Source organism: Xenorhabdus khoisanae (assembly GCF_001037465.1).
Taxonomy (GTDB): domain Bacteria; phylum Pseudomonadota; class Gammaproteobacteria; order Enterobacterales; family Enterobacteriaceae; genus Xenorhabdus; species Xenorhabdus khoisanae.
Genome location: NZ_LFCV01000001.1, coordinates 58676 through 70249 on the forward strand (window position 1 = coordinate 58676; position 11574 = coordinate 70249).

The 11574-nt window shown below is 47.0% G+C and carries 9 protein-coding genes; all 9 read right to left on the reverse strand.

Annotation, left to right across the window (positions count from 1 at the left end; all coding sequences use genetic code 11):
- Positions 1-2: 2 nt before the first annotated feature.
- Positions 3-545 carry an NADH-quinone oxidoreductase subunit NuoI gene (nuoI, locus tag AB204_RS00185; protein ID WP_047961374.1) on the reverse strand — a complete coding sequence of 181 codons (543 nt, stop codon included), beginning with the start codon at positions 543-545 and terminating at the stop codon, positions 3-5.
- A 15-nt stretch (positions 546-560) separates the two neighbouring features.
- On the reverse strand, positions 561-1538 hold the full coding sequence (gene nuoH, locus AB204_RS00190; protein ID WP_047961375.1) for an NADH-quinone oxidoreductase subunit NuoH: 978 nt from the start codon (positions 1536-1538) through the stop codon (positions 561-563).
- Positions 1538-4270 carry an NADH-quinone oxidoreductase subunit NuoG gene (gene nuoG, locus AB204_RS00195; RefSeq protein ID WP_047961376.1) on the reverse strand — a complete coding sequence of 911 codons (2733 nt, stop codon included), beginning with the start codon at positions 4268-4270 and terminating at the stop codon, positions 1538-1540. Before nuoG ends, nuoH begins: the two co-directional genes overlap by 1 nt.
- Positions 4271-4345: 75 nt before the next feature.
- Positions 4346-5710, reverse strand: a complete 1365-nt coding sequence (gene nuoF, locus AB204_RS00200) for an NADH-quinone oxidoreductase subunit NuoF (RefSeq protein WP_047961377.1) — start codon at positions 5708-5710, stop codon at positions 4346-4348.
- Positions 5707-6252 carry an NADH-quinone oxidoreductase subunit NuoE gene (nuoE, locus tag AB204_RS00205; RefSeq protein ID WP_047961378.1) on the reverse strand — a complete coding sequence of 182 codons (546 nt, stop codon included), beginning with the start codon at positions 6250-6252 and terminating at the stop codon, positions 5707-5709. Before nuoE ends, nuoF begins: the two co-directional genes overlap by 4 nt.
- A gap of 2 nt (positions 6253-6254) precedes the next feature.
- The gene (nuoC, locus tag AB204_RS00210; RefSeq protein WP_200898183.1) at positions 6255-8054 is read right to left on the reverse strand and encodes an NADH-quinone oxidoreductase subunit C/D; all 1800 of its coding nucleotides are present in this window, start codon (positions 8052-8054) and stop codon (positions 6255-6257) included.
- Positions 8055-8129: 75 nt separating this feature from the next.
- A complete protein-coding gene (locus AB204_RS00215; RefSeq protein WP_047961380.1) occupies positions 8130-8804 on the reverse strand; it encodes a NuoB/complex I 20 kDa subunit family protein in 675 nt (224 codons plus the stop codon).
- 16 nt (positions 8805-8820) lie between these two features.
- On the reverse strand, positions 8821-9264 hold the full coding sequence (locus tag AB204_RS00220; protein ID WP_047961381.1) for an NADH-quinone oxidoreductase subunit A: 444 nt from the start codon (positions 9262-9264) through the stop codon (positions 8821-8823).
- A gap of 720 nt (positions 9265-9984) precedes the next feature.
- A complete protein-coding gene (hexA, locus tag AB204_RS00225; protein ID WP_047961382.1) occupies positions 9985-10977 on the reverse strand; it encodes a transcriptional regulator HexA in 993 nt (330 codons plus the stop codon).
- Positions 10978-11574: the final 597 nt, after the last annotated feature.

The following is an 11574-nucleotide window of genomic DNA, read 5'->3' on the forward strand; positions in this document are numbered from 1 at the left end:
CCTTACGGCAACAGGCTTTTAACGTCGATAGGCTTGGCTTCGTTGTCGCCTTCACCTTTATCTTTGCCGTCAATCGCCATACCTGTCTTACGGTAAAAGTTATAATCTGGATATTTGCCCGGCCCTGAAATGAGCAGGTCTTCTTTTTCATACACCAGATCCTGACGTTTGAATTCACCCAGCTCAAAATCCGGCGTCAGCTGGATAGCGGTAGTTGGGCACGCTTCTTCACACAAGCCGCAGAAGATGCAACGCGAGAAGTTAACGCGGAAGAATTCAGGATACCAACGACCATCTTTGTGCTCGGCTTTTTGCAGGGAAATACACCCTACAGGGCACACCGCCGCACACAAGTTACAGGCAACACAACGCTCTTCACCGTCTGGATCACGCGTCAGAACGATGCGCCCACGGTAACGGGGTGGCAGATAAACCGGCTCTTCCGGATACATTTTTGTTTCGCGTTTATGGAAGGCATGAAGCCCTATCATCCAAATACTGCGTACCTGGGTGGCGAAACCGACCACTAACTCTTTCAATGTCATGGTTCAATCACCCCTTTATTGAGCGTTGTATAAAATCACTGCGGCAGTCGCCAGCATATTGAGTAATGTTAACGGCAGACAGATTTTCCAGCCAAACGACATCACCTGATCATAACGAGGGCGCGGCAATGAAGCACGGATCAGGATAAACATCATCATGAAAAATGCCGTTTTCAGCACAAACCAGACGAACGGAGGCAAGAGAGGCCCATTCCAGCCACCAAAGAACAGTGTGACGATTAAGGCAGATACCGTCACGGTAGCGATGTATTCCCCGACAAAGAACAAGCCGAACTTCATGCCGGAATATTCGATGTGATAACCATCAGCCAATTCTTGCTCTGCTTCCGGCTGGTCAAAAGGATGACGGTGACAAACCGCCACGCCTGCAATGGCAAAAGTCAGGAAGCCAAAGAATTGGGGAATGATATTCCACACATGTTGCTGTGAGTTAACGATATCCACCATGTTAAAGGAGCCGGCTTGTGCCACAACCCCCATCATGGACAGACCAAGGAAGACTTCATAACTCAATGTCTGTGCTGATGCGCGCATCGCACCCAACAGGGCATATTTGTTATTACTCGCCCAACCCGCAAACAGCACGGAATAAACCGCCAGACCTGCCATCATCATGAAGAACAGGACACCGATATTCAGGTCTGCTACCATCCATGTTGGACTCACTGGCACGATCACAAAGGCCAGAAGCAGTGAACAAAACGCAATGACCGGGGCCAAGGTGAAAATGGCCCGATCAGAGAAGCGTGGTGCCCAGTCTTCTTTAAAGAACATTTTGATCATGTCTGCGACGAGCTGTAATGAACCACCCCAACCCACACGGTTTGGCCCGTAACGGTTCTGGAACAGACCAAGGATGCGGCGTTCAAAAAAGCTCATGAATGCCCCGCAGACAACCACCACCAACAGAATGGCGGTGGCTTTCAGAACAGCTATCAGGATTTCAATCACATCGGGAGTCAGCCAACTCATTATGCAGCCTCCCGTAAGTTATTGATTGATTTGCCAGCCAGAACCGGTGGAATACCCGGCATACCCAGCGGCAGACCCACTTGACCCTGAGCCAGATTGCCGCTCAAGCGCACTGCCAAACGCAGTTTCTGTCCTTCACAATCAAACTCCATCACGGTTCCTTCTGTCACATTCAAATGCTCCGCATCTTTATGATTGATCATCACATACGGCTCAGGAGTGCGCTCCTGTATGACATCAGAACGCTGTGATAACTCATCACTGCCGAACAGATGGAAATAAGGCGCAACATACCATTGATTTTTTTGTGCAGTGAATGCAGTTGGAATGCCGTCAAAGTAGTTCAACCCGCCATCAACCGCTTCAATCAAACGCACTCCCGGATCACCGAAACGCAGTTTGCCGCCGACTTCGGCCTGAAATTTATTCCATGCCTGTGGTGAGTTCCAACCCGGTGCCCATGCAAACGGGATTTGCTGGCGAGGTGCATATGGGCTGTTGTTCCCTTCCATCGAGAAGGCAAATGCCGTATCGATATCCTGTGGTTGACGTTGCTCGTGAACACTGACATCAGCCAGCATGGCGGTACGACCACTGTAACGATGAGGTGAGCGGGCCAGTTTTTGCCCACGAATACGGAAAGTAGCATCCGGCGCTGCACTAACGATGCCTTTAAACTGCGGCATAGCTTTGACACAAGCTTCAATGACGTGGTCAAGCTGTGTCCAGTCCGTCTGGCATTGTGTATACGTGGTATACAGAGAGTGCATCCAGCGCCAGCTTTCCAGCATAACGATAGATTTGTCATAGAACGCAGGTTCGTAGACCTGGAAATAGCGCTGTGCACGACCTTCCTGATTCACCAACGTCCCATCACTTTCAGCGAAGCTGGACGCCGACAGAATCAAATGGGCCTTATCCATAATCGCGGTGCGCTGATGGTCAACGACGACCAAATTTTTCAGGCTATCAAGTGCGCTATCGATTTTATCCGCAGGTGCATGACGATAGAGATCGTTCTCCATCACAATAACGGTATCTGAATCCCCTCTGCCAATACGCCGTAAAGCAGCATCCAACGGCTGCGCTTCCATCATTGCCAGACCCAGGCTATTGGCATAAGCCGCAACATAGGAAAGCCCAACATTGGCACCTTTATCTTTCAATGCCCACGCGATATTGGCAGCAGCCTGAATCAGAGTATCGCTACCCGGATTGCTGCCACTGATAATCAACGGCTTTTTCGCTTCGCGCAGTGCTTGGGCAATGATTTCTACTTTTGCTTTCAGCTCATCCGGCAGGTCATTGACAGCAGGAGCAATGTTGTTCAATGCATGTGCCACCGCAAAACCAAAGCGAGCCTGATCATCAACAGGTGCACGGTAACTCCATGCTGCAACATCATCCAGTTTGGTTTCATCGACGCTGGTCAAGAACAGAGGATATTTGGCGTGTTGACCAATATTCATGACAGCAGCGATTTGCCAGTCTGCCACTTTCTGGGCGGCGGCCATTTCGCGAGCCTTGCCCTTCACTGCCTGACGCACAGATAATGCCATGCGGGCAGCGGTTTGAGTCAGATCTTCCCCTAATACCAATACGGCATCGTAACCCTCAATGTCACGCAATGATGGCGTGTAAACTCCACCTTGTTGGAGAATTTCCAGCATCATATCAAGGCGATGTTGTTCTTCCGATGAAATGCCGCTGTAGAAGTTTTCCGCTCCAACCAATTCACGCAAGGCAAAGTTACTTTCAATGCTGGCGCGCGGTGAACCGATACCAATGGCATTTTTTGCCTGACGCAAGATATCTGCGCCCCCTTGCATAACCTGCTCGGCATTCAGTGATATCCATTGATCGCCACGCAATTGTTGTGGCTGGCGGGGACGGTCGTCACGATTGACATAACCGTAGCCAAAGCGCCCTCGGTCACACATAAAGTAGTGGTTAACAGTGCCGTTATAACGGTTTTCGATTCGGCGTAATTCACCGTAGCGTTCACCGGGACTGGTGTTACAGCCGATACTGCATTGCTGGCAGATACTTGGCGCAAACTGCATGTCCCACTTACGGTTATAGCGTTCTGAATGGGTCTTGTCGGTAAATACCCCTGTTGGGCAGATTTCGACAAGGTTACCGGAAAACTCACTTTCCAAAGTGCCACTTTCAGGACGACCAAAGTAGACGTTGTCATGCGCACCATAAACGCCAAAATCTGTCCCATCCGCATAATCTTTGTAGTAGCGAACGCAACGATAACAGGCGATACAGCGGTTCATTTCATGCGCAATGAATGGCCCCAGCTCCTGGTTTTGGTGAGTACGTTTGGTAAAACGGTATTTACGGAATGAGTGCCCCGTCATGACCGTCATATCCTGCAAGTGACAGTTTCCCCCTTCCTCACAAACAGGACAGTCATGAGGGTGGTTGGTCATCAACCATTCAACTACACTTGCGCGGAATTGTTTTGCTTCTTCATCATCAATGGAGATATACGAGCCATCTGATGCAGGTGTCATACAAGACATCACCAGACGACCGCGCGTATCTTCCGCGTTCTGATATTGCTTGACCGCACACTGGCGGCAAGCGCCAACGCTTCCCAGCGCTGGATGCCAGCAAAAATAAGGTATATCAAGCCCCAATGAGAGGCAGGCTTGCAACAGGTTATCAGCCCCGTTTACATCATAATCTTTGCCGTCTACATGTATCGTAGCCATAGTCAGCATGCTTCCCAATGGCCTGCCGTGGCAGGCGTTAATCAAAATTCTGCTTTAGCACTGTTTTTGCTTGCAAAGCCAGTTTTACCAACGTTGCTTAAGCAGGTTTGGTTGAATACCCGCAATCAGGCTGGTATTGCCGTAGTCTTTGGTGACGATTCCCGCTTCAAACTCTTCACGGAAGTATTTGATAGCGCTTTGCAAAGGCTCTACTGCTCCGGGTGCATGGGCACAGAAAGTTTTACCCGGGCCAAGGAAACGGCAGAGTTGTTCCAATGTTTCGATATCGCCCTGTTGGCCTTTACCATTCTCAATGGCACGGAGAATTTTTACACTCCACGGTAAGCCATCACGACATGGTGTACACCAACCACAAGATTCACGGGCAAAGAATTCTTCAAGATTGCGAGTCAGGGAAACCATGTTGATCTCATGATCCACTGCCATCGCCAGCGCAGTGCCTAACCGACTGCCCGCTTTTGCGATGTTTTCGAAATCCATAGGCAAATCAAGGTGATTTTCTGTCAGAAAGTCGGTTCCGGCACCACCCGGTTGCCATGCTTTGAATTTCAGTCCATCCCGCATACCACCCGCGTAATCTTCGAGAATTTCACGAGCCGTCGTACCAAAAGGCAACTCCCACAATCCCGGATTTTTGACCCGACCAGAAAAGCCCATCAGTTTGGTGCCGGCATCTTTACTTTTGCCTTCACTCAGACCGATGTACCACTCTTTCCCATGTTCGAGGATGGCAGGAACATTACACAGCGTCTCGACGTTATTGACACACGTTGGTTTACCCCAAACACCGGATGTCGCAGGGAATGGAGGTTTTGAGCGAGGGTTTGCACGGCGCCCTTCAAGGGAGTTAATCAATGCGGTTTCTTCCCCGCAGATATAACGTCCCGCGCCGGTATGAACAAACAGTTCAAAATCAAAGCCACTGCCCAAAATATTCTTGCCAAGCAAACCAGCCGCTTTTGCTTCTTCAATCGCTTTGCGTAAATGAACAGCCGCCTCGACATATTCACCACGCAGGAAGATGTAGCCACGATAGGCTTTCAGTGCAAACGCACTGATTAACATGCCTTCCACCAGCAAATGCGGCAGTTGTTCCATCAGCAAGCGGTCTTTGTAAGTGCCGGGTTCCATTTCATCCGCATTACACAGCAGGTAACGGATGTTCATGCTTTCGTCTTTTGGCATCAGGCTCCATTTCAAGCCTGTAGAGAAACCCGCACCACCACGGCCTTTTAAGCCAGCATCTTTTACCAAGGCGATAATGTCATCAGGAGCCATGCCCTTCAGGGCTCTTTCGGCTCCCTGATAACCATTTTTGCTTCGGTATTCATCCAACCAGACAGGTTGTTGGTCATCACGCAACCGCCATGTCAGGGGATGAGATTCCGCTGCGCGGATAATTTCTTTCACTCCTGAATGCGTTGTCATGGATACTGCTCCAGTAATTTTTCAATTTCTTCTGGTTTCACGTAACTATGGGTGTCCTCATCGATCATCATGGTCGGCCCTTTGTCACAATTACCCAAGCAGCAGGTTGGCAACAGAGTGAAACGCCCATCTGCCGTGGTTTGCCCCGGACGAATGTTCAGGTGCGATTCTATCGCTGCCTGAACGCCCTGATAGCCCGTGATGTGACATACAACGCTGTCACAGTAGCGGATAATATGGCGACCTACTGGCTGGCGGTAAATCTGGCTGTAAAACGTCGCCACACCTTCCACATCACTGGCTGGAATGCCTAACACCTCAGCAATGGCATAAATGGCACCATCCGGTACCCAGCCACGGTGTTTTTGCACAATTTTCAGTGCTTCAATTGACGCAGCACGCGGATCTTCGTAGTGGTGTTTTTCTTGCTCGATAGCATCACGTTCTTCAGTACTCAGCACAAACTTATCCGGTGTCTGAGCGTCCGTTACGTTAACCACATCAAGACGTGCTTGCTTGTTTGCGTTAAATTCACTTTGCATCGTTAGCGATCCACATCAGACATAACAAAATCGATACTGCCCAGATAGACGATAAGGTCAGAAACCAGACTGCCGCGGATCACCGATGGAATTTGCTGCAAGTGAGCAAAACTTGGTGTGCGGATACGGGTGCGGTAACTCATGGTGCTACCATCACTGGTCAGGTAATAACTGTTGATACCCTTAGTCGCTTCGATCATCTGGAATGATTCATTAGCAGGCATGACCGGTCCCCATGACACCTGCAAGAAGTGGTTAATCATGGTTTCGATGTGCTGCAAAGTGCGCTCTCTTGGTGGAGGGGTTGTCAGCGGATGATCAGCCTTGAATGGGCCTTCTGGCATATGTTTCAGACACTGCTCAAGGATACGCATACTCTGACGAATTTCTTCCACTTTCAGCATCACACGGTCATAACAATCGCCGTTGTAGCCTGTCGGTACTTCGAAATCAAAGTTTTCATAACCGGAATACGGACGCCATTTACGCACGTCAAAGCTGATACCGGTTGCACGCAGACCCGCGCCAGTAACCCCCCAGTCCAAAGCCTGTTTCGAATTATAGGAAGCCACACCCACAGAGCGTCCTTTCAATACGCTGTTTTTCAGCGCGGCCTTGACATAAGAGTTCAAACGTTTCGGTAGCCAGTCCAGTAATTCACGCAGCAGTTTATCCCAGCCGCGCGGCAGGTCATGGGCAACTCCGCCAATACGGAACCATGCCGGATGCATACGGAAACCTGTGATTGCTTCAACCACATCGTAAACTTTCTGTCGGTCAGTAAAGGCAAAGAAGACGGGGGTCATTGCACCAACGTCTTGGATAAATGTACTGATATACAGCAGGTGGCTATTGATGCGGAACAACTCGGACAGCATGACACGGATGGTTTTCACCCGATCCGGCACCTCAATGCCTGCCAGTTTTTCAACTGCCAGCACATAAGGCATTTCGTTAACACATCCGCCCAGATATTCAACTCGGTCGGTATAAGGGATATAGCTGTGCCATGATTGACGTTCACCCATTTTTTCAGCACCACGGTGGTGGTAACCAATATCGGGAACGCAATCGACGATTTCTTCGCCATCAAGTTGCAGAATAATGCGGAATGCGCCGTGAGCAGAAGGGTGGTTAGGGCCGAGGTTGAGGAACATAAAATCCTCATTATCGGTACCACGTTTCATGCCCCATTCTTCTGGTTTGAAAGTCAGCGCTTCCATCTCCAGATCTTCTTTCTGCTTGGTCAGAATGAAAGGATCGAACTCCGTGGCGCGAGCAGAGTATTCCTTGCGCAACGGGTGACCTTCCCATGTTGGCGGCATCAAGATGCGACGCAAATTTGGATGACCTTTGAAGGTAATGCCAAACATTTCCCAAGTTTCACGCTCATACCAATTGGCATTCGGAAAAATTGACGTAATCGTTGGGATATTCAGGTCTTGTTCAGCAAGCGCGACTTTCAGCATGATGTCGCGGTTACGCTCAATGGAAATCAAGTGATAAAACACTGAAAAGTCGGCAGCAGGCAAGCCGTGCCGGTGAGAGCGCTGACGCTCATCAACGCCATGCAAGTCAAACAGCATGACATAAGGTTTAGGCAACTTTTTCAGGAATGTCATTACTTCCAGTAACTTTTCCCGTTTGACCCAAACAACGGGCATGCCGGTACGAGTAGGCTGGACAGTAAAGGCATCCGGACCAAATTGACGATTAAGCTCGCTAACAACAGGATCATCAAGATGATCTTGTGTTTGCCAAGCTGGCCGGGCGCTTTCTTGCGCTATCTGATCTGTCATCATTCTTCACCACAACGCTTGATCAGGGTTTTTGTGATCGCAACACATTGCTCTGGTTACGCTATATGGCTAAAAGCCTTAAATTTCGTCTGGAGTACGCAGGTTTTTCACTGCAATACGTTCACCGCGCTTCCGTTCTCTTTCTGATTGCATATTGGCGCGGTAAACCCCCTGATCGCCGACAACCCATGACAACGGGCGGCGTTCTTTGCCTATGGATTCCTGCAACAGCAGCAATGCCTGCATATAGGCTTCCGGGCGGGGAGGACAGCCGGGAATGTAAACATCCACAGGGATAAACTTATCAACGCCTTGAACCACGGAGTAAATATCGTACATACCTCCAGAATTTGCACAGGCTCCCATGGAAATAACCCACTTTGGTTCCAGCATTTGATCGTAAAGGCGTTGAATGACAGGGGCCATTTTGACGAAGCAGGTTCCGGAGATCACCATGAAGTCAGCCTGACGGGGAGATGCCCGCAATACTTCTGCACCAAAACGTGCAACATCGTGGACTGCGGTAAACGACGTCACCATTTCTACATAACAGCAAGAAAGCCCGAAGTTATAGGGCCACAGGGAGTTTTTTCTTCCCCAATTCACCATGTCATGCAGAGCATGTTCTAATTTTCCCATATAAACACTGCGGTGAACGTGCTGCTCCAGGGGATCTGTAACAATTTCCTGTTTTTGCAGGGGATAACGGTCATTCTCACCGTTCGGATCTATGCGGGTGAGCGTATAATCCATCTTTCATGCCTCGCTATTACTGCATATGACTGTTGTTGGTATAGGTGTCAGCACTCGGTTTACTGACCTGACGTTTTGAACGTGCCGGAGCCCAGTCCAAAGCGCCAATGCGCGCCAGATAAACCAAGCCTACCAATAACACCAAAATGAAAATGCTTGCTTCGGCAAAGCCCAACCAACCGCTCTCTTTGATTGAGACGGCCCAAGCATACAAGTAAAGGGCTTCAACATCGAAGATGACAAAAAACATGGCAACCAGATAGAATTTTGCCGACAGACGCATACGAGCACTGCCGACAGAATCGATACCTGATTCATAAGGTACGTGTTTTGCCCTGGCTTTCGCCCTGCCCCCCATGAAGTACCCGCCCAGTAACATGAGCGCACACAACCCAAGAGCACCTATTAGGAAAACCGCAAATGCCCAGTGATGGGCTAAAATTCCAGTGGATGTAGACATACTCGTTGCTTACTCATCAAAAGTGGTGTCAAGGTGTCTGCTCTTTTAGCTGGCAGTGTTGCACCACATCGATTCATGGGAAGGGATAACAACCAAATATGAAACAGCGCTAATCAATATCTTTTGGCGCTTGGATCGTCTTGGTTTTTATTCCTCTCAACAATATTTTGCCACAAGGGCAAAAAGCGCTTACCTATTTATTTACAAACAAAAAACCATTAATTAACAGATTGTGCTGGTATAACGCTAAAACGTGTCAGTCGTGTAAAAAAACAACTCCCTGACATGACTAGTCTAACCGATAACTCGACTTTACTACACCATTATCGCAGGAAAAACCTGTCTTTCCACTGTACTGTCTGGGGTATTTTTATGATCAAGTGCACAGTTTCATTGAAAAATATTCAATACATGAACGTAATTTATTCAATTCTTAATAAACTGTTTCTAAAAAGAACTATTTGATTGCGATAACACCGCTATTTCTAAAAACGGATTTATTTTATCAATTTAGCAAAATGAAATTTGTTAACGCAGCAACATTCTTTTAACTAAAATTCGAAAGTGATAGGAAAATTAATAGAGTATATTTCTTAATGGAAATATCAGAAATGGGAATGAAAACCTAGGAGGATTATTAATACACAATTAGCAAATAGGCTAATATCTCCACAAGTAAAATGGAAATATTAGCCTATAAAACACATAATACTTAAATACTTATTCGTCTATATTTTCGACGGAAGTTTCATCAACTGACTCAGCCGATTTAGTAATATCAATGGGTTCAATAGATTCATCCATTTCATTAGGCTCATCGGATTCGACAGGCGTCACGGTATAAGGTGTTTTCTTATTTTCTATAGCATCAAAAACAGTCAGGACAGATTCATTCTGTTCATTACTGTTGCGATATAGGTAGAATTGAATTTCCGGCAAACGCGGTAACCCTTCACTTTCACCCAAAATTCTCAGGTCTGCATTATGCATTTCCAGAGGTCGAGCTGTGATGCCAACTTCTGCATTTACAGCTGCACGAACAGCAGACAGGGAAGCCGCTTCATATGCAATACGCCATGAAATGCCTGCCATATCAAGTGTGTCCAGCGCAATTTGGCGGAATGGATTGGTTTCATCCATTACAACCAATGGCACGGGTTCGTTTGTTTGTAATTGGAAATCCGGCGCGCAATGCCATAAAACAGGCGAAGAGCGTAGGGCTGTTTTGGGGTGGTGGTTAATTTTTGCTGTGGTTAATGCCAAATCAATCTCATGGTTATCCAACATGCTTTCGATAAACTGAGCGCGTTTAATCCGCACATCAACAGCAACACGTGGATAGACTGAGGCAATACGGTTCAACAAGAAGGGAAGCAGTGTATCAACAGCGTCATCTGATACGCCTATTCTTAATTCACCGTCTGCATCATTGTAGGTTAATGATGCTGTTGCATCGTCATTGGCACGAAGAATCTGACGTGCGTAACCAAGAAGTTGAAGCCCGTGCTCGGTCAGAAGCTTATTGCGGCCGTGACGAGCGAATAATTCTCTCCCCACGAGGTGTTCCAACCGCTGCATTTGCTGACTCACAGCTGACTGCGTTCTAGAAACAGCTGCTGCTGCTGCTGCAAAAGTATTTAAGTCAGCAACGGCAACAAAAGTTCTTAGCAGATCGAGATCGAGGTTTATTATCTGACGATTTGCATTTATCATTGTTTATTCATCACTTTTTTTTGATTTTAATTACTAACTAACCTGGTGTTTTTACTTCAGCAGTATCAAATAAAATAATACCGATTGTGACATTACTCTACTCTATTAAATAGGGCAAAGGTTTACTGCATTTTTTTCACTATTTAGAACATCACGGGTTTTATTTTCTCCTTTCTTAACAAAATTTATGCAATCCAAAAATAAATTAGAGATAAAACCCTATTTACATCACATAATCCCCAATTTCCAGTACAAATATCCTTTTTCTGACTTGCTTCAAAGAATAACATAACCTGAATTAGGAAAACTTAATGCGCCAAGATAATATAAGTATTTTTAATGAGTTAAGATTTTTACAAAATAACCTAAAAATGTTATGGGTAAAAACTCAAAAAAATTATCAAACTATCATGTGAGAAAAACCTAAATTAACTTTAGGAAAGCCAAAGATAAATTATAAGAATACATTATACAAATCTTCTTACTTTTATTGACAATTCGAGATTTCCTAACCAGATTGACTAAAAGAACCATTGTCGAAATGTCATCCGCTGTACTCTTAGGCAACTAAAAACACACTATTATTCAGAATATAGA